General features: G+C 38.9%; 26 protein-coding genes and 1 tRNA gene. 15 read left to right on the top strand and 12 right to left on the bottom strand.

Annotated features, from left to right (window positions below; genetic code table 11):
* Positions 1-50 precede the first annotated feature (50 nt).
* The 7 genes from DOZ58_RS17890 to DOZ58_RS19345 form a co-directional block, all read right to left on the bottom strand.
* Positions 51-983, bottom strand: coding sequence for a replication initiator protein A (locus tag DOZ58_RS17890; protein WP_111889548.1), 933 nt, complete (start codon positions 981-983; stop codon positions 51-53).
* A complete protein-coding gene (locus tag DOZ58_RS17885) occupies positions 980-1,261 on the bottom strand; it encodes a hypothetical protein (protein WP_111889547.1) in 282 nt (93 codons plus the stop codon). Before DOZ58_RS17885 ends, DOZ58_RS17890 begins: the two co-directional genes overlap by 4 nt.
* 647 nt (positions 1,262-1,908) lie before the next feature.
* Positions 1,909-2,034: a hypothetical protein gene (locus DOZ58_RS19145; protein ID WP_256372200.1), complete on the bottom strand. Its 126-nt coding sequence runs from the start codon at positions 2,032-2,034 to the stop codon at positions 1,909-1,911.
* 249 nt (positions 2,035-2,283) lie between these two features.
* Positions 2,284-2,670: a hypothetical protein gene (locus DOZ58_RS17880; protein WP_242988540.1), complete on the bottom strand. Its 387-nt coding sequence runs from the start codon at positions 2,668-2,670 to the stop codon at positions 2,284-2,286.
* A 15-nt stretch (positions 2,671-2,685) separates the two neighbouring features.
* The gene (locus DOZ58_RS17875) at positions 2,686-2,877 is read right to left on the bottom strand and encodes a hypothetical protein (protein WP_111889546.1); all 192 of its coding nucleotides are present in this window, start codon (positions 2,875-2,877) and stop codon (positions 2,686-2,688) included.
* The gene (locus DOZ58_RS17870) at positions 2,861-3,088 is read right to left on the bottom strand and encodes a hypothetical protein (RefSeq protein WP_111889545.1); all 228 of its coding nucleotides are present in this window, start codon (positions 3,086-3,088) and stop codon (positions 2,861-2,863) included. The genes DOZ58_RS17875 and DOZ58_RS17870 overlap by 17 nt, the downstream gene beginning before the upstream one ends.
* Positions 3,089-3,091: 3 nt before the next feature.
* On the bottom strand, positions 3,092-3,328 hold the full coding sequence (locus DOZ58_RS19345) for a helix-turn-helix transcriptional regulator (protein ID WP_111889544.1): 237 nt from the start codon (positions 3,326-3,328) through the stop codon (positions 3,092-3,094).
* 170 nt (positions 3,329-3,498) lie between these two features.
* On the opposite strand from DOZ58_RS19345, the gene DOZ58_RS17860 reads away from it, so the two are divergent.
* From DOZ58_RS17860 to DOZ58_RS17850, 3 genes are all read left to right on the top strand, one after another.
* A complete protein-coding gene (locus DOZ58_RS17860) occupies positions 3,499-3,927 on the top strand; it encodes a helix-turn-helix domain-containing protein (protein WP_111889543.1) in 429 nt (142 codons plus the stop codon).
* 50 nt (positions 3,928-3,977) lie between these two features.
* Positions 3,978-4,403, top strand: coding sequence for a helix-turn-helix domain-containing protein (locus DOZ58_RS17855; protein WP_162624563.1), 426 nt, complete (start codon positions 3,978-3,980; stop codon positions 4,401-4,403).
* A 216-nt stretch (positions 4,404-4,619) separates the two neighbouring features.
* Positions 4,620-5,021 carry a DUF2513 domain-containing protein gene (locus tag DOZ58_RS17850; protein ID WP_111889541.1) on the top strand — a complete coding sequence of 134 codons (402 nt, stop codon included), beginning with the start codon at positions 4,620-4,622 and terminating at the stop codon, positions 5,019-5,021.
* 251 nt (positions 5,022-5,272) lie between these two features.
* Here the strand turns inward: DOZ58_RS17850 and DOZ58_RS17845 are convergent.
* Positions 5,273-6,426, bottom strand: a protein-coding gene (locus DOZ58_RS17845; protein ID WP_256372198.1) for an IS3 family transposase whose coding sequence is annotated in 2 segments (ribosomal slippage) — positions 5,273-6,144 and positions 6,144-6,426 — 1,155 coding nt in all. Because the reading frame shifts where the segments join, the coding sequence is not laid out codon by codon here.
* 98 nt (positions 6,427-6,524) lie between these two features.
* Between DOZ58_RS17845 and DOZ58_RS17840 the strand changes: the two genes are divergently transcribed.
* The 4 genes from DOZ58_RS17840 to DOZ58_RS17825 all read left to right on the top strand — a co-directional run bounded on the left by DOZ58_RS17840 (position 6,525) and on the right by DOZ58_RS17825 (position 12,501).
* Complete coding sequence (locus DOZ58_RS17840; protein ID WP_111889540.1) at positions 6,525-8,336, top strand: ATP-dependent endonuclease; 1,812 nt, start codon at positions 6,525-6,527, stop codon at positions 8,334-8,336.
* Between the two features lie 153 nt (positions 8,337-8,489).
* Complete coding sequence (locus DOZ58_RS17835) at positions 8,490-10,007, top strand: AAA family ATPase (protein WP_111889539.1); 1,518 nt, start codon at positions 8,490-8,492, stop codon at positions 10,005-10,007.
* The gene (locus tag DOZ58_RS17830; RefSeq protein ID WP_111889538.1) at positions 10,007-10,858 is read left to right on the top strand and encodes an HNH endonuclease; all 852 of its coding nucleotides are present in this window, start codon (positions 10,007-10,009) and stop codon (positions 10,856-10,858) included. Before DOZ58_RS17835 ends, DOZ58_RS17830 begins: the two co-directional genes overlap by 1 nt.
* 149 nt (positions 10,859-11,007) lie before the next feature.
* A complete protein-coding gene (locus DOZ58_RS17825; protein ID WP_111889537.1) occupies positions 11,008-12,501 on the top strand; it encodes a recombinase family protein in 1,494 nt (497 codons plus the stop codon).
* Here the strand turns inward: DOZ58_RS17825 and DOZ58_RS17820 are convergent.
* Positions 12,489-12,565 (bottom strand) — tRNA-Arg (locus tag DOZ58_RS17820). The genes DOZ58_RS17825 and DOZ58_RS17820 overlap by 13 nt on opposite strands.
* Before the next feature lie 99 nt (positions 12,566-12,664).
* Positions 12,665-13,525, bottom strand: coding sequence for a hypothetical protein (locus tag DOZ58_RS17815; RefSeq protein ID WP_111889536.1), 861 nt, complete (start codon positions 13,523-13,525; stop codon positions 12,665-12,667).
* 124 nt (positions 13,526-13,649) lie between these two features.
* Between DOZ58_RS17815 and DOZ58_RS17810 the strand changes: the two genes are divergently transcribed.
* Genes DOZ58_RS17810 through DOZ58_RS17785 form a run of 6 tightly spaced genes read left to right on the top strand, consistent with a single transcriptional unit; the run spans position 13,650 to position 18,220 of the window.
* Positions 13,650-14,402, top strand: coding sequence for a hypothetical protein (locus DOZ58_RS17810; RefSeq protein WP_111889535.1), 753 nt, complete (start codon positions 13,650-13,652; stop codon positions 14,400-14,402).
* Positions 14,395-14,586 carry a hypothetical protein gene (locus DOZ58_RS17805; protein ID WP_111889534.1) on the top strand — a complete coding sequence of 64 codons (192 nt, stop codon included), beginning with the start codon at positions 14,395-14,397 and terminating at the stop codon, positions 14,584-14,586. The genes DOZ58_RS17810 and DOZ58_RS17805 overlap by 8 nt, the downstream gene beginning before the upstream one ends.
* A 9-nt stretch (positions 14,587-14,595) precedes the next feature.
* On the top strand, positions 14,596-15,279 hold the full coding sequence (locus DOZ58_RS17800) for an Ig-like domain-containing protein (RefSeq protein WP_111889533.1): 684 nt from the start codon (positions 14,596-14,598) through the stop codon (positions 15,277-15,279).
* Entirely contained in the window at positions 15,280-16,293 is a 1,014-nt protein-coding gene (locus DOZ58_RS17795) for an iron ABC transporter permease (RefSeq protein ID WP_111889532.1), read from the top strand.
* Entirely contained in the window at positions 16,293-17,102 is an 810-nt protein-coding gene (locus DOZ58_RS17790) for an ABC transporter ATP-binding protein (protein ID WP_111889531.1), read from the top strand. Before DOZ58_RS17795 ends, DOZ58_RS17790 begins: the two co-directional genes overlap by 1 nt.
* 35 nt (positions 17,103-17,137) lie before the next feature.
* Entirely contained in the window at positions 17,138-18,220 is a 1,083-nt protein-coding gene (locus tag DOZ58_RS17785) for an ABC transporter substrate-binding protein (protein WP_111889530.1), read from the top strand.
* 90 nt (positions 18,221-18,310) lie between these two features.
* Here the strand turns inward: DOZ58_RS17785 and DOZ58_RS17780 are convergent, their stop codons facing one another.
* Positions 18,311-19,045, bottom strand: coding sequence for a gamma-glutamyl-gamma-aminobutyrate hydrolase family protein (locus DOZ58_RS17780; RefSeq protein WP_111889529.1), 735 nt, complete (start codon positions 19,043-19,045; stop codon positions 18,311-18,313).
* A gap of 272 nt (positions 19,046-19,317) precedes the next feature.
* Between DOZ58_RS17780 and DOZ58_RS17775 the strand changes: the two genes are divergently transcribed.
* Positions 19,318-20,031 (top strand): hypothetical protein, encoded by a 714-nt coding sequence (locus tag DOZ58_RS17775; protein ID WP_111889528.1) that lies wholly within the window; start codon positions 19,318-19,320, stop codon positions 20,029-20,031.
* Positions 20,032-20,100: 69 nt separating this feature from the next.
* Here DOZ58_RS17775 and DOZ58_RS17770 read toward each other — a convergent pair whose 3' ends face one another.
* Positions 20,101-20,718 (bottom strand): NUDIX hydrolase, encoded by a 618-nt coding sequence (locus DOZ58_RS17770; protein WP_111889527.1) that lies wholly within the window; start codon positions 20,716-20,718, stop codon positions 20,101-20,103.
* 166 nt (positions 20,719-20,884) lie between these two features.
* On the opposite strand from DOZ58_RS17770, the gene DOZ58_RS17765 reads away from it, so the two are divergent.
* Positions 20,885-21,271, top strand: coding sequence for a desulfoferrodoxin family protein (locus DOZ58_RS17765; protein ID WP_111889526.1), 387 nt, complete (start codon positions 20,885-20,887; stop codon positions 21,269-21,271).
* Positions 21,272-21,315: the final 44 nt, after the last annotated feature.

The raw sequence follows: 21,315 nt of genomic DNA, 5'->3' as shown, positions 1-21,315 counted from the left end.
TCCTCCCATCTTGATCAGCTCCTCCATATGCGTCATCTTCATAGGTTCTACTAATCCTTCCAGTCAGCAATATCAATGGCCACTTGGTTAACCATAAACAGGTTCGTTTCGAGTGATTCATTGTAAAGCATGGTTTGAATGTATGCTTTTGAATTGACAATTCGATCCGTGATATTTTTAAATTTATGAATAATATTGTCAATATGAATTGGCTCCAGACGCATTAGTGCTGCTCTCACTAACTCCTGGCATTTACTGTCACCATTGACCACTGTTGCAGGCGCAAAATACATGTCCAACAAATTCATTTTAATATCATCGATAATTTGATCATTGACTTGTGATTCTCTATTCTCCGAAAACACTTTCGTTTCAAAGTAGAAATCAATCTTTTCAAATTCCGTCAATCCATCTTTCATGCTTAACTCATTTTTAGCCGAGACATTGTTTGACTGACTGAATAGAATCTCAGTATTACTAATATCAGTATTATTTATATTAGTATTATTTAGTCGTTGTTTTGACGGTTCCGGAATCGTCATTTTGACGTATCCAGAATCGTTGTTTTGACGGTTCTGCAACAAATAGCAATTATAATGCATTTCTTCCATCTCTGTGGGAGCTCTACTATTTACTATCATATTCTCAAGAAACTTACCAACATAAATCAAATTTGGTTTTTGTAGTCCCTGTCTTTTTTCCTCAACGAGACTTTTTTCTTTCAATTCATTGAAGAGTCTGGTGATTTTCTTATCCGCAGCACCCATAATTTCCATTATTTCTTTACGGGTGTAGATAATGAATACCCGCCCCAATTCGTCAACCCAGTTATTCTTTCTGGATAAACTTACCCGGTCTAACAGTACCCCATAAAGCAGCTTGCTTTCTGCAGACAGAGTTTTATACACCGGATTAGTCATTAATTCTTTAGGTACTCTAATGAATGCAAACTGGTCTGCATCATACATCGTAAAATAATTCATAGAATCCTCCGCATTTGCGTTATCAGTATCAAAGAATCATGAACTTGGATTAACCCCGCTTTTGCTAATTCATTCAAGCACTTTTTAATTAGCGTTAGCGAATATCCCGATTCATTACTCAGCTCTTCTAAGACCATTGAGTGGCCTTCCATCATCAGCGCAAACAATAGTTTACTATCAGCGCTGATCTTCTGGTAAGAACCGCTGAATAGAAAACGTGGCACCCTAAACGTATTATTATCAATAGCGTTTAAATCATACTCAGTTAGATATTGCATCGTTTTCCCCTTTCTCTTTGATAAAATAAAAAATCAATGCACCCTTAGAAAAAGGCAAATTGATTATTCATTTCCATAGGGTTTAACGACAATCTTTAACATATGTCAAAGATTTAGTGAAAAATAGCAGTCTAAGAATAAATTCGTTGTTTATTTCAGTTGAAATCGGGTATAATTACCGGACAGGATTATTAAACCCTGTCCGGGATTTTTTTATTTGATTGCATTTGACATCGCTTCCCCAATCGAGGGCATACCATAGAGTTCTCCTGGTTAGGGATGGACAGAACTGAATCCCGCTACATAAGCCGGCACCATTAAGCGCTGCATAGCCAAATCTCCCCGTGTCATTGCGCTTATTCTCTACCACGAGAATATTTTAGCAAAACAGATGAATCTATTCCGTTTCGGCGCTTAGCCTCATCGACCGAAGGGATCTTTGGATCTCCATGATACGTGATATAATATAGAACGAAGTCGCAATTCATTCTATATCTTTGTCAATGATCGCCTGATAGTTTTTAACTATCGTACTGGTGGAAAAGCTGGGACTCGAACCCAGATGAATACCGATATTCTTTTCCATAAAAAAGATGCGCAGCATGGAGTCGGTTTATGTAAATGCATTTGATTTGTTCGAAAAGGTCTTATATCAAGCCATATTTCACACTTAATTCCTCTGATTCCTCAATATCAATGATTTGCATACCTAAAGATATAGAAATCATTCCAAGGATTACTCCATATATTCTATTTTCTTCTGCTTTTGTCATAGGCGATTATGGATTGTTTTCTTTCTTTAGTTTTTTCAATGATTCATCGCAGATGTCTAACTGCTCTTTTAATTTTTTTTGTTCGCTGTTTATCATACTTTCACCTCTAATTTTTTTCAAAATAGTGATTATTATATTAACTGATTCGATAATAACGCAATTTCATTACATAACCATGCTTTATAATTCAATACCTGCTTCAACAATTTCTTTTAGTAACTGAATGCAATCTTCTTTGCTTTGAACATCTTAACCATCGGCTTCCATAATGTACTCATTATAAACTTCGCTAAAATACTCATCATCTTCCAGCAGTTCAGACATCATCACTAAATCATAGTCGTAATTGAAAAGAAAATAATGGAAATAGTAATAGAATTCACTCATTCCATGTGCCCGTTGATACCATTGATATGCCAGATCACGTTCATCGCTGCCACTGGAAGACCAGCCTGTCAGGTCACCTATAAAAGACTGAATAAAATCTCCTGAATTTTTAAAACCGGCCTGATATGCTTTTAGTTTTAAATTTGCATACTGTTTATCAGTTAAAGAAATCCTAAAATCTTTTCGAACTTGGTCAGTTTCCACATCTTTATTTTGTTCTTGTACGTATAACGCAAAACCCTGATCCATTGTGTGCCTCCTAAACTAATTTACAATAAATGGTGTTTGCCAAAAATCATCAACTGGAGCAGAAAATAGGTTGTTTTCCTCTAGCAGCTCGATGATATGTTCACAATATGCATCCGTTCCATGAAGATCTTCAGCAACGATTCTTTCCCGGATAACAGTCGATTTACCAGTATTGAGATTCACTCTAACCTTAACTTCTTTCATCATAAGCCGACTCCTTTTTCGTGATTCCATAAAGATCATTCTTCATCGCTTTCACTGCATCAACCAACACCTGGTGATGCAAGGTCTCAAATATTGGAAGAAAGAAAACACGTGGATCTACTTTTTCTGTGTCATCGATAATTTTTCTATCTATGATCATTCCTGTTTTTCGATCATAGCTCGTGATTATTTTTGTAATTTTCAATTCTTCCACCGCTCAATCTCTTCTGTTTATCCAATTTTCTTGGACTTCGAAGTTAAAAAAATATTCGATCGGTTTAGAAAATATGCTCGATATCGAAATCATTACATCTAACTTCGGTGTAGTTCTTCCTTTCTCTATGTACATGTAAGTACTCGGGCTTTTATATCCTAGTAGTTTTGACATATCAGCATAGGAGTATCCGCATTTTTCTCTTTCTTCTTTTAATCTATCTGTGTATATTAATTTCATAACAACCTCACTTTATCCAACATATTTGGACTTCATATTGCAATTATAGTCCAATTTTATTGGACTGTCAACTTATTTCTCAATGATATATTGATTATCTTGAACTTTATTCAAACTATTTGAATAAGTGTTATAATTATGAAAAACCTAGTAGTCAGGAGCCGGGATTTATGAATCTGCGATTGAAAACACTTCGACAACAAAAAAATATTAACCAAGCTGAACTCGGAAAAATTTTAGATGTGGGAAAAACAACCATATCGAATTACGAAACAGGTTATAGTGTTCCTGACCTTGAAACTGTGGTCAAGCTTGCGGATTATTTTAATGTGTCTACCGATTATTTGCTTGGTCGAACTGATTATCCTGAAATGTGCACGGAGCAAATATTCCAAACTACGAATTTACTTGCTGAAAATGAAATAGAAGTCCTTGAGATTCTAAGAAAAGTAAACGATCGTCAGCAGATTAAACTTATTGGCCGTATTGAAGAAATTGTTAAGCAAATTACTAGTGAAAAGACAAATCACAATAATGAAACTGGTGATTTTAAGTCCAGCGCTGCCCCATCTACTCTCTCGAAAAAAGAAGTTGGATAGAATAGCGAAGTTAAGCCTACAACATCACTAAAAGGTTTAGAGGAATGATTGTGAATAGAATTATATTTTTAAGATCTGAAAAAAGTTGGACCCAAACACAATTAGGCTATATTCTCAAAGTCAAAAATTCCGCTATTTTGAAATATGAATCTGAGAAAGTTCCTTTAACAGCTGAAACGATCAAAGAACTTGCAAAAATATTTAAAGTTACAACCGATTATCTTTTGTGTGTTTCTGATGACCCTAAAGAGTATTCTACATATTTTTCAGTGTCCGAAAGTTTGCTTACTGAAAATGAAGAAGAATTACTTGAAGTGTTCAGAAAAGTAAATGAACAACAACAGATTAAACTTATTGGCCGTATTGAAGAAATCGTTAAGCAAATTACTAGTGAAGAAACAAATCACAATGATGAAACCGGTGGTTTTAAGTCCGGCCTTGTCCCATCTACTCTCTCGAAAAAAGAAGTTGGCTAGAATAGCGAGGATATAGTGTGTTGCTAATTTTTGAATCTCAAGAATTCGCAAATTCCCTTGATTTATACTCCTTAATCAACACATATTTATATTTGAAAGGTATTCTTTTATGGATCAAACTTATTCCCTCTCATCGCACTATCAAGTTTTCCCAGAACTATTATATGTACAACCGTCTACTAAAAAATCAATTACATCGAGTGAAGGTGAATTTCAATGAAGCTGAACCATGACTGTGTCCGAGATCTATTACTATACATTGAAGATAACCTCCAGCATGGTTCTTCTTTATGTGCACAGAATGTAATTCTTAAACCTTATGAAAACCATGACATAATTTACACAGCGGTCAAACTTTCTGAAGCAAATTTCATTGAGGCCACAAAAATGAATTATATCAGCGACTTAATTCCTGTTATCCATATCCACTCATTAACATGGGATGGTCACAAATTTCTTGATAATATTCGAGATGATCGAGTATGGGCTGATACAAAAGAAGTGACTGCAGACTTTTCATCAGTATCACTAAGAGTCATTGAAAATGTCGCGGTTCAAATAATCACAGCATTAATTAACAGACAAATTTGTAATAATACAGATCTCAATTTGAAATAACCATCGGAGTTGGCCAATATCAACATTCGACATACACCGATATTACTTAATATTCATTGGAACACTTTCTTGATTAAGATAATCAAAATCGGTATTTCATGAAATATTCTTATAATAGGTTTCTTATTAGCACTAATTATTTAAGTAAAATCATTCATATCAGGATTTTACTTATCCAATATTATATAATGTACACGCTTGTCAAGACACGAAATTAGAAATTTTTAGATAAATCTCCTTTCGCGTTTTGATTAGGCAGCCAATGCCATATTTTCATAGAATACAGCTGCCGGTGTTTTGTAATTGAATCGCTGGTGACCTCGCTCATTGTTATATTTAGCGATGTATTCCTTTGTCATGGCTCTCACTTCAGTGACGGTTTCCGGGTACAGCAAATACAGGCGTTCCCATTTATATGATCGAAAAAACCGTTCAATGGCAATATTGTCGGTAGCACGGCCTTTACCGTCCATGCTGATTTTTGTCGTTTTAAAGCTTTTAATCAGGTCAATATAGGCATTTGACGTAAACTGACTGCCCTGGTCACTGTTAATGATCTCAGGTGCACCATAGGTTTGAATGGCGGTTTTTATAACACGGGTGACCATGTCGGTTTGCAAGGTGTTGCTGATGGTGTATCCCACAATATAACGGGAATACCAGTCAATAATAGCGGTTAAATACACAAATCCATTTGGGGTTCCTATATAAGTAATGTCAATGGACCACACCTGATTCGGTTGGTTAATTTCAAGATTTCTCAGCAGGTAGGGATAAGTTTTGGCTGCTTTGGCTCGCTTACTCAGATTGGGGCCGGGATAGAAACAAACAATATCCATTTCCATCATATAACGCCTGACAAGACGCCTGCCTACTTGATGAAAGCCCAGTTTATGCAATTCATTCCTGATTCGTCTGACGCCATAGGCTGGCTCCTCAAAATGAATACGATCAATGGCGTTTTTGATATTGATTTCATCTTTGGATGGCGCAACATCTATGGGTTCATGATAAGCTGTTGATCGCGATAGCGTCAGAAGTTGGCACTGTTTTTTTATGGTTAAGAAAGGGTGCTTCCAATCAATTAACGTTCTTTTTTCTTCATTTGAGAGATTTGGATTTGTTTTTTTTTAAGCCAATCGACATCCAATGTTAATTCGCCTATTTTCTTTACGAGCAGCTCCTTTTCATCTTCATGCTCTTGTTTGAGTTTGTCAACATCTTCATTTTTCTTATTGAAGACGGCGGACATATTGGCGATAAATTCGGTTTTCCAGCGGCTTAATAATTGCTGAGATACATCATACTTCTTAGAGATCTCGGCTAACGTATTTTCTTCTCTGAGGATTTCCAGCACGAGGGCTGCTTTTTCCTCTGGGGTCCAGGTTCGTCGTTTTCTACTCATGTGTATAGTTTATCTTATTTTCTGGATTTTGTGTCCAACTATTTGTGGACATTATATTAAGAGTATTTTAACTCAATAAATAAATTTAGGAGTGTCTTATGAAACTAAGTAAAGTAGCAATTGAAAACTTTAGAGCATATCTGGATAAAACAGAAATCAATTTCGACAATCTAACAGCAATTATTGGAAAAAATGATATAGGCAAATCAACCATCCTTGAGGCACTTGAGATATTCTTTAACAATTCAATTGTTACTTGTGACAAAAACGATTTATCGGTCAATAGACTTGGCAATGACGAGAACATCAAGATTACTTGTACTTTTACAGACCTTCCTTCTCAAGTAACAATTGATGCTGCTTTCAAAACAAGTTTAGAAAACGAATTTTTATTAAACGAAAATGGAGAGCTTGAAATTTTGAAAATATTTAAAGCTACTTCTGCTAAACCCAAAGAAAGCGTATTCATAAGATGTCTTCATCCTTCCGATACAGACTACAGTGACTTATTGACTTTAAAAAATGCTGATCTTAAGAAGCGAGCTGAATCTCTTAAAATAAGTAAAGAGAGCTATAACGCCTCAATCAATGCAGAAATTCGCCAGGCAATCCGTTTAACTAATAAAAATTGTTATAAAGAAGTCATCCTTATACCAGCAGATAAAGAAGACGCAAAAAAAATCTATGATAATCTTAAACTGTATCTACCAATGTATGCATTATTTCAATCTGACCGATCAAGTACAGATGATGACAATGAAATTACTGATCCAATGAAAATAGCTATTCAACAAGCCTTAATTGAAGTATCTGAAGAATTAGAAAATATTAAAGAAGCTGTTCGACAAAGAACCCTTGATACAGCAATAAGAACCCTTGAAAAACTGAAAGAAATGTCGCCTGATTTGGCGAATTCGTTAGTTCCTGAATTTAAAAGTGAACCCAAATTCGATTCTCTTTTTAAATTATCTATAAATTCAGATAATAACATTCCCATTAATAAACGAGGTAGTGGTGTGCGTCGGCTAATTTTACTGAATTTTTTCAGAGCCGAAGCAGAAAGACGGCTCAAAGAATCCAATAGTTCATCCATAATATATGCTTTCGAAGAACCAGAAACTTCACAGCATCCAGATCATCAAGCACTATTAGTTGAAGCATTTCTAGAATTATCACATACGCCAAACACACAAATCATTTTAACAACTCATACACCGGCTTTGGCAAGTATGATAAATATTGAAAATTTAAGATTTCTAAGCAAAAGTAATGATGATGAAAAAAGAATAGTGATGTCAAATAGTGATACTACATATGAGTTAATATGTAATGAGCTCGGTGTATTACCTAATCCCATCAACATGAACACTCGTGCGATAATATTAGTCGAGGGACCTGGTGATGTTATCTTTCTAAACCACGCAGCACAATGTTTGTATAAAGATGGTTTTTTAGAAACTACTTTTGAAAAAGCAAATTTCGCGATCGTTCCAATTGGAGGCTGTGGAACTTTAAAATACTGGATTAACTTAAAGCTAATAGATCAGTTCTATCTACCTTGGGGAATTTTGTTAGATTCCGACAACGGTGCAGCAGAACAAACTTACAATTTTAAGAAAGTCTCAGAATTAAGAAAAAAGGGTATCAAAGCCTATACAACCAGAAAAAGAGAACCTGAAAACTATATCCACTATGATTGTGTTAGAGAAACCGTCCAATATTCCGATACAGATGATGCTAAGGAAATAATTAATCACGCTACCAATATAGGTAAAAATGATGTATTAATAAAACTTTGGCCAAAAATGACTGGTGCGAGAATTCGTGAAGTTGAAAAGTACGAAGACAACGGTATAATCCATTACGAATTAACAGAAATGATTACGGATTTTCTTAAATTGATGAGTTGATTTTTAGAGAATGCACTTTGGATATGAATCAATGAAAGTTCCCCGTATCTAAAGAGTACATTTTCACGAATATCGACATGCAAAATTAAATTCAACACATTTTACTGCCCCATAAACTTTTGGCTAAAATAATATTTTGTAAGGTAAAACATAATGAGATTTAAAATAGAAAAATTTCGTATTGATGAGGGTTTCTTATTAGAAACAGATAGTTGGGACGATTGGTTCGAATTTTCAACAATGTATTGCTTGAAATATATAGATAAAACCAATAAAACTACTGAAATAGGTAATATCAAAATAGGTCAAACTAATATGGAAAGTGGTCAACGTCGAGCAGATATTCCAAGACATTTTGATCGTTTAGATGCTATCTTTTTTTCAGTTGGTCAAAGTGTTGAATACTATGAAAACCTTAAAAATTTAGGTGATAATCTCAGGGAAGAAGTTCTCACTTCATTAAATGATATGGCATTTAATATCGCTCTTTTTGAAAAGCATAAAAATCAAAGAGTTACACAAATTTCCCTTATGAGAGATATTTCAGAAAAAGAGATAACGAATCAATTTACGCGTGTGGCTAATGGTGGTGCAAAACTTACAAATTTTTCATTTGGATATTCATTTCCAACTCTTATAAAAACTAACGAAAAAACTTTAGTAGTGAACAACCCAGCAAAAATAACTTTCAGAGTTAAACCTGAATCTAATCCTCCTACCAATATTCACATAATTATTGGACGAAACGGCGTAGGGAAAACTTACTTTATAAAAAACCTTATTAAAGTGATTACTAGTAATAATGATGCGGAAAACGGCTTTTTTTTCGATCCCAGAAACAACGAAAAATTACCAGCTAGCAATTTATTTGCAAATGTAATTTGCGTTGGCTTTAGCGCTTTTGATGATTTTCCGTCAGCCATATTTTCCCAAGTCAAATCTATGATTTTTATTGGTTTAAACAACGAAAAAAGTGCTGCTTCAAGAGTTAATGAGCTTTCCATACAATTTTCTAACAGTTTATTTAAGATCCTTTCTAGTAAATCGAAAAGTAAACTTTGGCAAAATGCAATGGGGATTCTAAATTACGACAATTATTTCGAGGAATCATTAATTTCCAAAATTGTATTTAATGAAGACCAAACCAAATTTTCTAAAGAAACATGTGATATATTTACGCGTTTAAGTTCAGGTCATAAGATTATTTTATTAATAATAACTCAATTAGTTGAAGTTATTGAAGAAAAATCATTAATTATCATTGATGAACCAGAAACACATCTACATCCCCCTTTATTATCAGCTTTTACCAGAGCATTATCTGATATTCTAACAGAAAAGAATGCTGTTTCAATCCTTGCTACGCATTCACCTATCATACTTCAAGAAGTACCTTCTAGTTGTGTTTGGAAAATGCAAAGATCAAAATATTTCATCTCTCTGGAGAACCTACAACAAGAAACTTTTGGAACTAATATTAATGCATTAAATAGAGAAGTATTTGGTTTAGAAGTTGAAAAATCTGGATTCCATCATCTATTAAAAGAAGTTCTAAAAAAAGAAGATTACGATTTAGAAACCGTTTTCGATGTTTTTAACAACGAATTAGGGGATGAAGCAAAAGCTTTACTTAGAATATTAGTCGCTTTAAAAGAAAAGGAAACAGAATAATGAAAAGGATAGAAAAGCCTGAAAATAACATTGAAGATATCATCACTGACTGTGTATCTAATTACGAAAATGAAGAACTGAAAAGAAAATTCACTGAGTCTATTCCTTTTATTAAAGATTATACAGATCATTTTGACTCCAGTATGTTAGAAAACAGTGTCCATTTGTTGGTTCCTCACGATAATACTAATGATATATTAAGTACAAAAGAAATGGTAGACCTATACAACAATAAATTTTCAAAACAAAAACAGCCTGGTAGAATTCATTATGAAAAAATTAAAATATCAGCCCCAAACGAAAAATGTCCATTGTGCGGAGTTAGGATTGTTTCAACTCTTGACCATTTTATGAGTAAACAACTATTCCCCTCCCTTGCAATTTCACCTATTAATTTAGTACCAGCTTGCTTCGACTGCAATAAAATTAAAGGAAAAAAACAATTTGAAACGTTTGAACAAACTCACTTGCATCCATATTATGATAACATCGACGATGAGATATGGTTAACTTCTGAGATAAAGAAAGATAATACATCATCAAATATATCAATACAATTTAACACCGTTAAACCTGCTAATTACGATATCTCTCTTTATCAAAGAATAATAACTCATTTTATACTTTTTGATTTAGAACACCTATTTCGTGTTCAGGCAATAGATGAAATTTTAAATGTAAAGTATAAACTAAAAAAAATCAAAAGAACTGCAGGGATAAAAGCACTCTATGAAGATTTGCTTGATACTAAGAACAGTTGTGAAAAACACGATCAAAATAGTTGGAAATCTGCATTATATAGAGCATTACATAATAATGAGTGGTTTGTAGAAACATATTTAGACGATTAATAGCTCCTTATAATCTTTCCTTTCATAATAAATATACCTTCATTAAAATATCTACGGCTACTGCAAATATAGGATTACCAGTGCGTTTTTTCATCAATAGATTTATTGTTATTTAGCATTTTACCTTCAATGTAGAAAGGATTTTCTCCATGCCAAATTTAAAAATTGTCGCTTATGCCCGATTCTCATCAGATAATCAGCGAACTGAAAGCATTGATGCACAACTCAGAGCCATCAGAGAATACTGCAAAAAAGAAAACTATCAAATCATCAATATATACACCGATGAAATCAGATCCGGCTTATCCGACGAAAGACCAGGATTCCTTGAAATGATCGATGATGCTGAAATGAATCAATTTGATGCAATCGTTGTTCATAAGCTGGATCGCTTTTCGAGGGATCGTTACGACAGCGCTTTGTATAAGCGTCGTTTAAAAAAAGCTGGTGTTAAACTCTTTTCTGTCCTGGAACGATTGGATGATAGTCCCGAAAGCATCATTCTGGAATCAGTTCTGGAAGGCATGGCCGAATACTACAGTAAAAATCTGGCAAGAGAAACCTTCAAGGGATTGAAAGAAAACGCCTTAAAATGCCAGCATAACGGTGGAATCCCCCCTTTGGGCTATGATGTCGACCCTCAAACAAAAAAATACATAATCAATGATTATGAAGCTGACACTGTAAGAATGATTTTTGATCTTTACCTTCGTAATTCCGGATATAGTGAAATATCTGAGAAACTTAATACTGCTGGCAGATTAACTAAACGCAATAAACCTTTTGGTAAAAATTCGCTATATGAAGTCTTAAATAATGATAAGTACATTGGTTTCTATACCTATAATAAAGTCGCCAATAGAAGGCTCTATGGCGCAAATAGACGGAGTGTTAAGGACGAAAGCGAAATAATTAGAATTAAGGGAGGCATCCCAGCTATTATTGAAGATAGTCAATGGCAGGAAGTACGTGAAAGAATGAGTAGTAACAAACGAAAAACAGCTTCATACAAAGCAAAATATGTCTATCCCCTATCCGGCCTTATCACCTGTGGTAAGTGCGGATCAGCTTATTGCGGCCATCATCGGAGTTCACGATCATACCATAATTTCTATTACGTTTGTAGCAACAAACATAATAAGGGTGAATGTGACGCTAAATCTGTTTCCAAAGAATTACTTGAAACAGCCGTTGTTAACGAACTTGAAAAACGATTATTCTCAGAAAATGGCCTGGAAGCTACTGCCAAATATATTCAAAACTACGCCATAACTCAAAACGACCATCAACTAAAAAGACTTTCTGGTCTAAAATCCGAACTAGAAAAAACAAATATTCAAATTGCTCGAATTGTTGATGCTGTTGTTGATGGGATGTATCACGAAACAATGAAAGAACGTTTGACTCAGTTTGAAGCCAAAAGAAACAATCTTGAACGTGAGATTCGAAATTATGAAGAAAATATGGAAAATATGATTCCATCACTTGAAGATATCAAAATGATAATTGGTATGGACAATATCAGAACGATGGATGAAAACAAATTGAAGGAATGTTTCCAAAAGTACGTAAAAAAAATCACCATCCTGGAAGATGGTGAAATAGAAATTGATCTTGTCGTACATATAAATGGCGTGCCCTGAGGGATTCGAACCCCCGACCTTCCGGTTCGTAGCCGAACGCTCTATCCAGCTGAGCCAAGGGCACGCATATCGTGACCTAGGATACTTCCGTTGGCCACGAACGTTATTATAGCACATTGAGATTCATATTAAAAGTCTTTTTTTGATAATTTTGTGTTATTTTTCACAAATCGTGATTATGCTTTTTTTTGTTGTTTTCCCGTTCCTCTAAAATCTCCGCTTCGGTTTTGCGACGGGGTATAAATCGTTTAGCAAATTTCCCCTTACTGCGATTCTTAATATAAAAATAACCGATGATTGAAAAGGACACTGCCCCGATAAAGTTGACCAAAAGATCATTCATCGTATCGTACAAACCGATATCGATGTATCCGCCATAATGCCAGGGCACCCCATTAACTACCATGGATTTGATAGGCATCACTACCGCTACGTTTTTGCCATCAGGGTTAAAAAGTACCGAACTGATTACCGGCAAAATTGTATCCTTTTGCATATCAGTTTGAAAAAAAATATCCATTCCAAACTCAAAAAACTCCCACACTACCCCCACCGTCATCGAAAAACAAAAGGCCACCAGGGCCACAAATGCTGGTGACAGCGAAAAGGTTACTTTTTCATTGCGATTGAGGATATCAATCATTGAGAAACCGATAGCCGCACAGAGAAACCCGTTGATCGTATGGAGCATATCATCCCAGCGGTCAAAAATCAGGTAATATTCATTAATTTCACCCAAGATCTCCGCGCCAAAGATAAACAAGAGCACGATGATCTCCAGCGTCCCTGGCAAAACAATATTCATCCGTTTATCGAGAAAGTCCGGAATCATAAAGAGTATCAGAGTCAGCACACAGAGAAACACATTATTATAATTCCGATTGAATATCTCGGCAATTAAAACAATCACCACCAGAATCCGCAAAGCAATATAAACAAAGGCCTTTATTTTATTTTCTCTGGCTTCTTCCCAAAAATCTTTGAGATGGCCAAGTACCCACTTTTTTTTATTCGATTTTGTCATCAGTTTTCTCTTTCATCTTAATCATGATTTTATTATTATACCATCATTCTTAATCAGTTTACAATTACAATCACTTCACTTATAATGACTATATTCAGTAAATTAAACCAAGGAGTTTTCACTTATGAAATTTTACCTTTGCATTGATGACACCGACAACCTGGATTCCATTGGAACCGGAACCATCGCTGAGCAAATTCAGGAAAAAATCATCCACCAGGGTTATGGCCCCTGTTCCCTGGTGACCCGACATCAGCTTTTTATTCACGAAGATATCCCCTACACCTCACATAACAGCTCGATGTGTTTTTTCTGTGAAGCTCCAAAGGATGCTCTGACTGCCATCATCAACCTGGCCGCCAATCATCTTGATACCGTTGCCGCGGTCGGCTCAGACCCCGGTCTTTGCGTGCTGGCTTATGATGAAAGCTGCCATTATGATGAGCTGATGGAATTTGGCATCAATGCCAAGAAAAAAATTCTGACCAAAGATGACGCCATGGTCTGTGTTCAAGACAACCAGCTCCATCTGTCTGAACATGGCGGCACTGGCCAGGGTATTATCGGAGCCCTGGCTGGCGTGGGCCTGCGATTATTTGGCTACGATGGTGAAATAAAAGGAGCCCTGAAAAGCGTTATGCTCAACCAGACCTATTCGGTTGCCGACTTAAAAAAGCTTCCGGAAGTCAATCAGGTGATAAACCTCACCACCAAAGAGCCTCTGGCCGACACGACTCCGATCAACATGTACAATCGCTCCAAAACAGTGCTCTACCAAAACGAGTATGTACTATTTGTCAAAAAAGATGAAAATCATCAGTATGCCACCTTGCCTAAAGCTGAAATCCGCAAACTGGGAGATCATTTCTATGTCTGATCAGCAACAACTTTCCTCAGAAGCCTGGGAAAAAGGTCAATCCATCGCACTAAGCTGCCCCGAATTTAAGCCCGACGTGGAAGAAGAATGGTTGGCTGAAGAATCCGTTTCCTGTTATAATTGCCGCTACCGACGCTTTGTGGGGTCGGGAATCCGTTGTATGAAATCTTTATTTAATTCTTAGGAGGAAAAAATGAAACACTCAAATTTTTCAAAAATAATTCTGTCCTTATTGCTGGTTAGCTTGCTGACCTTTGGCTACTGTGGTGCCGTTATGGCAGGCAACGGTGACGGTTCCGGCGGCGGTAGCGGCGATGGATCCGGTGGTGGTAGCGGGCCTACTACTGAAACAACTACCGAGACTACCACAGCACCAGGTAGCGGTGATGGGATTGGTGGTGGCAGTGATAAACCCCTGACCATTGTCACCACCATCCCTGCCGCTGGGGCTTCAGATATCGCTGTGGATACCCCAATCAAACTGGAGTTCAGCAAAAACGTCGCTTATGCCACAGTTCGGGACGCCAATCTCAAAGCCGTTACCCTTTGGGCCGGGGATCAACTAGTCAAAACCGAAATCACCATGGCTGATGACCAACTAGAGCCAGATCTACGTAATTTCATTGACATCGTTCCTAGTGAACCGCTACTGGAAGATACGGTTTACACCATTAAGGTTGATAAAACCTTGAGCTCCAAAAGTGGGGTTGTTCTGGCTGAACCCTTGGAATTAACCTTTACCACCGTTGGAACTGCAGAAATCCCCAATCAAAACACCAATAGCAGCTCCGGCGTGAACACCATCTGGGTCATCATCGGACTGATGGTCATTGTGGTTGTTGTTGGGGTAGTCGTTGTCAAACGAAAAAAAGCCTGAATGTCACCACAAAAAAAGACGATTGTCACCATCATTCTAATGATGCTTCCCGTCCTCTTTTTCTTTGGAACCATCTGTATTGGACGCTATTACGTTTCTTTAACGGATATCTTTCTGACTCTGTGGCAGGGGCTCACCGGCAACAGCAGCGGGATAAGTACCGAAACCACCACGGTGATCCTGCAGATCCGTTTCCCCCGAGCTTTTCAGGGAGCCATGGTAGGTGCGGCTCTGGGCGCCAGCGGTGCCGCTTTTCAGAGTCTCTTCCGCAACCCATTAGTTTCCAGTGGCATCCTGGGAGTTTCCGCTGGAGCTGGCTTCGGGGCCGCCCTGGCCATTGTTTTATTCAACACCGTTTTTCTGACCCCTTTGTTTGCCTTTATCTTCGGGATTCTAGCAGTGATTCTCAGTTATTTTGCCGGCAAAATCGACAACACTTCCACCACCATCACCCTGGTGTTGGGCGGTACCATTATCCAGTCAATTTTTTCGGCCCTGATTTCATTACTTAAATACCTGGCTGATACCGCCACCCAACTTCCGGCTATCACCTTCTGGCTGATGGGCAGTCTAGCATCAACCAAAACTGCTGATGTCTTCCTGGCCCTAATCCCCATGGTTCTGGGCATGGCTGGAATCCTAATCATGCGTTACCGTCTCAATGTGCTCTCCATGGGTGATCGGGAAGCCCGCACCCTGGGGATCAACGTGAGGGCCAATAAGGCCACCATCATCGGCTTGGCCACCTTGGCCACTGCCGGAGCCGTCTGTATCAGCGGAATCGTCGGCTGGATCGGACTAATCATCCCCCATGTGGGCCGAATGTTAGTGGGCAATGACAACAAGTGGCTAGTTCCGGCCAGTATGTCCCTGGGGGCTTGTTTTGTTATTTTCTGCGACACCCTCTGCCGCAGTATCACGGGTGGTGAGATCCCCTTAGGGATTGTAACCGCCCTAATTGGCGGTCCATTTTTTATTTATCTCCTTAAAAAAACCAAAGGAAGGAGCTGGTAATGACTTTGTTACGTTTAAATAACCTAAGTTTTGGTTACGATCCCCACCGTTTGATTTTTGAAAACATCAGTTTTGCCGTCCAACCTGGTGAAGTCTTTTGCATTATCGGCCCCAACGGCTGCGGCAAAACCACCCTGATTGACAGCATCCTGGGTATCAACCCACCCCAACAGGGAACGATTGAAGTCGGCGGCATCCATCTTGCAAAGCTAAAGCCCCGGGAATTTGCCCAGCACATTGCCTATGTTCCCCAAAGTCACACCAAAACCTTTCCCTACACCGTACTGGATATTGTAGTGATGGGCCGGACCTATGCCACTCAAGGCTTTGGTTCGCCGGACTCCAGCCAGCGACAACAGGCTCTGAAAAGCCTTGAGCAAGTAGGTTTAAAAGGTTTTGAAGAACGTCTTTATACCGAGCTCAGCGGCGGCGAACTACAACTGGTGCTAATTGCCCGGGCCTTGACCCAGAACGCCAGAATCATGGTACTAGACGAACCTACCGCCCATCTGGATTTTCGCCATGAGTTAGTGGTAATGGAAATTATCACCTGGCTGGTCAAAGAAAAGGGGCTAACCATTGTGATGGCGACCCATTTTCTCAACCAGGCCTTTTATCTTGAAAATGCCGGGGTACCCACCCGGGTAGCCCTGATGAATCTGGGTAAAATCGAAGCCATCGGTAGCCCTTCCGAGGTGATTACTAAAAACAACCTCAAAAACGTCTTTAAAATCATCTCCACGACCGGGACTACCAATGAAGAAGGAATTCAGCGGAAATTTATCGTACCACTAAAAAACATCCGCTGACTGGCTTATAATATTCTTTAAGAAAGGATGTCTTTATGCACAAAAAAACAAGTTCCCTTCTCAGTTATCTGCTGATGATCGGACTGCTGATAACCCTCCTGACCGGCTGCCAGACCCCTAATTCAACCACAGCAGTTCCAACAAAAACGATTGTGGATTGTCTGAATCGGGAGGTGGTAATCCCGGCTGATCCCCAGCGGGTAGCCTGTCTTTATGCCTCCACTGCCCATATCATGGCGATGCTCGGTCAGGAAGACAAGATTGTCGGGATTCCCAATGGAATTAAGCGGGATGTGCTGATGACCTATAAACGACCCGACATCGTCTCGGTGTCGGTACCTTTTAACGACGGCGCCATCAATATAGAAGAATTGCTGGCTACCAACACCGATCTGGTGCTGCTGCGCCAAAGCACTGCTGATAATGCCGGAGAAATCGAAAAACTCAGCAAGGCCGGGATTCCCTGGGTCGTCATCGATTATGCCAGTCTGGATGGCCTTCAAAAAGCGATTACCGTAACCGGTCAGGTTTTTAATCAGGACGAGCGGGCCGCCGGCTATAATGCCACTCTCCAGCAAACCCTGACACTGGTTTCTCAGCGCGTCAGCGGTCTGCCGGATTCCACTCGACCCCGGGTTTACCACGCTGTTAACGAGGCTGCCCGAACTGATCTGGACGGTGATCTCTGTAGCCAGATCACCGATGCCGCTGGTATCATCAATGTCTCAACCCAGGGCGGCAGCCTAATCACCGATGCCGAAAAAACCATGACTACCCTAGAGCAGATCTACAGCTGGAATCCCGATGCTATCATTGCCAATGACATCAATGCCACCAACTACATGCTCACCGATCCCAAATGGTCCGGATTAAAAGCGGTAGCCGAGCAAAGAGTCACCACTCTACCGGTGGGCGTCACCCGTTGGGGCCATCCCGGTTCGATAGAACCCCATATGGCTACCTTGTTTATCGCCAAAACTTTTTATCCCGATCTTTTCAGCGATGTGGATCTAACCCATACCGTCAAAGACTACTATAAACAATGGTTTGAACTCGATCTGACTAATGCTGACGTCGCTGCCATCTTATCCGGGGAAGGGATGCGACTGGCTAAATAAAGTTCAACCGCTATTTCAATAACAATGATTGATGATCTTCTCAAAAGCCAACAGCAGAACCCTGAGAATAGTCAAACAATCATTGTTTTTTTATTCTTTCATTTCATTCTTTGCGGCATCTACAAAGGCTTTTAGCATGTTCAATGTTTTTTCATCCTGCTGCCATAAAAATTCAGGATGCCATTGCACTGCCAGGCCGAAGGTGAGATCCCCGATCTCCACCGCTTCGACCAGACCATCTTCACTAATGGCGGTCGCCTGGAGGTCAAAAGCCAACCTGGCAATCCCCTGATGATGCATGCTGTTAACCCGGATCGTTTCAGTCTCAAAGATCTCAAATAGTCGGGATTCTTTCTTCAGTTTCACACTATGAACGGGATGTTCATAATTGTTTTGTTGAAAATGCTGAATTTGGAATTCCCTTTTCACCTGCACATCGATATCCTGATAGAGGCTTCCTCCCAAAGCAACGTTAATTAATTGGAGTCCCCGGCAAACCCCAAAGATTGGCTTGTCCCGATCCATTACCGCCCGTAATAGCTGCAATTCCAACTGATCTCGGGGAGGATAGATTTCATTGCTATATCTGAGTAGGGGTTCCCCGTAATACTGAGGGTCCACATCCTGCCCACCACTGAAGACAAACCCATCCAATCGGTCGGCGATGGCTTCAATATCTTCGTTACTGTTCAAAATTGAAAGGATCACCGGAATTCCCCCGGCCTTAGTAATGCCATCGGTATATCCCGGGAACATCCAAATACTTTGTTTACTACTGTCATATAACGGTAAAATCCCGATTAGGGGTTTTTTATCTACACCCATTTTTTAGTTTCCTCATTTCTTATGTCTGGCTCAAATCCTGATTCTAGAAAAGATACTCCTGATGACCTCAATCGACTAACAAGGGTCGAACCCTTAAGTCATTGATAGTACACAAGCTTATCAATAACCGTAGTCATGGATATTATTTTAAACGAAAAGCATCCTAATCACAAGCAAAGTTTGATTCTTGGACATAATTGTGACCAAAGCGTGGTTGCTATTGACTAAAAAGTGTTATAAAATATACTTAACTTTGAAATAGGAGCGACGGCATGCAAAAAAAAAGATTCTTGATTATCCTAATTATGTCCCTGATTGTCTTACTATTCGCCGGTTGCGATAAAGACGATGGGGGCACTACCTACATTACTTTAATGACCCTTCCAACAAAAGCAACCATACCCAATGGGTTGAACCTTGATTCGATCGTAAGCATCACCAATCCTATTCCTGATGATCCCAATGGTGCCACCACCACTGTCCAGTTTGGTATTTTTGGTTTTACCAATACCGCCGGGGAACCGGTTTACTATGCTTATGGAAAAAAAGAATCCATTGCCGATGGTGAGTCTCACCTGATGGGCGAAGGTTTTTATCAGGTCAATTATCAAGTCGATGAACAAAACGTTCATCTGTCCTTAAAAGACGGCAGTTCTTACCTGACTACCGTGGATAAGGCCAACGGTATTACCACTGCTTATAACGGAGAACTGCCCTTTGCTTTTTACACCCCGGTGGAAGGTCAAGATGGTTTTTATACCTTTGTCGACGCCGACGGGGCGACTCAATTCCGGGTTTATGCAACTTTTCTAAACAAAAACGGTAATTTTTTCCCAGCCTCAGAAGAGGGAAAAATGATCGCCGGTGCTCTCCCGATCAACCGATCGAAAGAAGAAACTCTACAAGCTCAGGGACAAAATGGGGTTGCCAAGATGATTATCACACCCATTACCTGTACCAACGTACCGACCACTTTTGTTGTCTAATAAAAACCACAAAAACCCGTTGATCAACGGATTTTTGTGGTTTTTATTCGTTTATCTACTCTTATTCATCTAATCATATACTGGATAGTATTCCGTGTTTTGGTGCGCTTTAAAAAAGAGAGCCAGCTGCGCTTCGGTGGTTCGACCCAGGGACAACGGCGGCAACTGGTCCATGGCAAAGAAGCCACTCTCGATTGTTTCAGCATTGCATTTAAAATCACCATCCAGTAATTCACAAAGCATCAGGATCTTATAAATGGTATAGGGACAGGTGTCCTGGACCCACTTACTGCGATCCAGCAAACCCACCAGTCGGGTTGGTTTAACCAGCACACCAGCTTCTTCAAAGGCTTCTTTAATGACATTTTCCTGAGGTGTCCGATTGACATCGGCCCAGCCCCCCGGCAGGGACCAGCGACCATCAACCTTCTCCCGGACCAGCAAAATTTTATTTTCCACGATAACCCCACCGCGGACATCCACTTTGGGGGTCAGATACCCTTCTTCGCGAACGTAGTAATCTTTGATCACCTCATGGGAAACCTCGGTGTGTTTTTCGATGATTTCTTGAGACAGCTTTTCGATCTCACGATAACGAACCAGATCATAATCATTTTTGCAGTAGGTCAATCCTGATTGAGAGATTGATTGCAATTCTCTTGCCCATACAAGCCATTGTTTTTCCATTTTTTTCTCGAAGCTACGCTTCTCTCCTTCCAAATTTTAACAAGTAAGGTCTTCACATTTCCGACTCCTGTGCTATAATATAATCGAGAATTAATCTTATCTGTTTATTTCCTTATTTATTGGGAATATAACAAGTGAAGATTAAAATTGACTTAGGAGGTCTATTATGTGTAAAGAACCAAAATTTTTTGTCTGTAAACATTGTGGTAATTTTGTGAGTATGATTCATGAATCAGGTGTAGAAATGATCTGTTGTGGCGATCCCATGACTGAAGTTGTTGCTAATACGACGGATGCCGCCCAAGAAAAACATGTTCCAGTCATTACTGTAAGCGGTAATACTGTGACTGTCGATATCGGAAGCGTTCCTCATCCAATGACTCCCGAACACCATATCGCCTGGATCTTTCTTGAAACAAAAGAAGGCCGCCAACGAAAATGTCTGGCCGAAACAGGCACTCCAAAAGCTGAATTTGCATTAACCCCAGGGGATAAGGTTGTTGCGGCTTATGAATATTGTAACCTTCATGGTTTATGGAAAGCAAGTCTATAATTATTACACACTGTAAAAAATAATCAAACACCACAAAAAGCTGC

Origin of the sequence: Acetobacterium sp. KB-1 (assembly GCF_003260995.1) — a bacterium.
Classification (GTDB): Bacteria; Bacillota; Clostridia; order Eubacteriales; family Eubacteriaceae; genus Acetobacterium; species Acetobacterium carbinolicum.
The sequence above is the reverse complement of the archived record's forward strand: the minus strand, read 5'-3'. Positions and strand labels throughout refer to the sequence as shown.